2 protein-coding genes are annotated in these 765 nt (G+C 39.0%); one reads left to right on the top strand and one right to left on the bottom strand.

Annotated features, from left to right (window positions below):
• On the bottom strand, positions 1-301 hold a 301-nt coding region (locus P1P86_16595; protein ID MDF1576806.1), incomplete at its 3' end, for a hypothetical protein.
• Between the two features lie 200 nt (positions 302-501).
• Between P1P86_16595 and P1P86_16590 the strand changes: the two genes are divergently transcribed.
• On the top strand, positions 502-765 hold a 264-nt coding region (locus P1P86_16590), incomplete at its 3' end, for a hypothetical protein (protein MDF1576805.1).

The raw sequence follows: 765 nt of genomic DNA, 5'->3' as shown, positions 1-765 counted from the left end.
CGTCCATATTATATGGTTCCCATCCTATCCAAACGTAAGCTCCTCCTTCCGATACATGCCAAGCGTACCCATGACAATTGAACAATTTCGTTGTGCTATACCCAACATAGGTATTAATTTTAGTTGCATTTGGATATAACGCCATCGCAATACTGTCAAACTTATGTCTTATTGAATCTTCCCATTCACCAGCTATATAAACTACATCAACTTGAGCTCCTTTGGGAGTATATACATTATCCTGACAATATGTATTTATCAGTACAACTTGAAGTAATAGAATTAAAGTAGTTTTAAACATAATTAATTAGGGTCTGCTGAAAAAGTCATTTAATAAAACATTATTTCTCGGCCCTGATGTGATCGGTAAATAACAGTACAGAACTTTCGGTAAATAAGAATACAGAGTTTTCGGTAACAATGGTACAGAGTTTTTTCACTTTCGGAAGCTGATCTGGTAGTGAAAAAGTCAACTTTACCGGGATAATAAATCCCGGAACTATGAATGAGTTTTTTAACAAGTTGATTATGTACCATCAGATCCACAAGATGTCCAGAGATAACTGGAGTAAAACCAGGATAGCCGATTTTTTGGACGTTAACTGGCGCACAGTTGACAAGTATTTGAAGATGAGCGAGGAAGAGTTCCTTGCCTTCAATGAAGCCCAAGGCAACCGGCAGAAGCTGCTGGCCCCCTACGAGGGTTTTGTAAAGATCAAGCTGGAAAAATATCCCGATACCAAGGCCGCCCAGATGCATGACTGG

Source organism: Bacteroidales bacterium, assembly GCA_029210725.1.
In the GTDB taxonomy this organism is placed as follows: domain Bacteria; phylum Bacteroidota; class Bacteroidia; order Bacteroidales.
The sequence above is the reverse complement of the archived record's forward strand: the minus strand, read 5'-3'. Positions and strand labels throughout refer to the sequence as shown.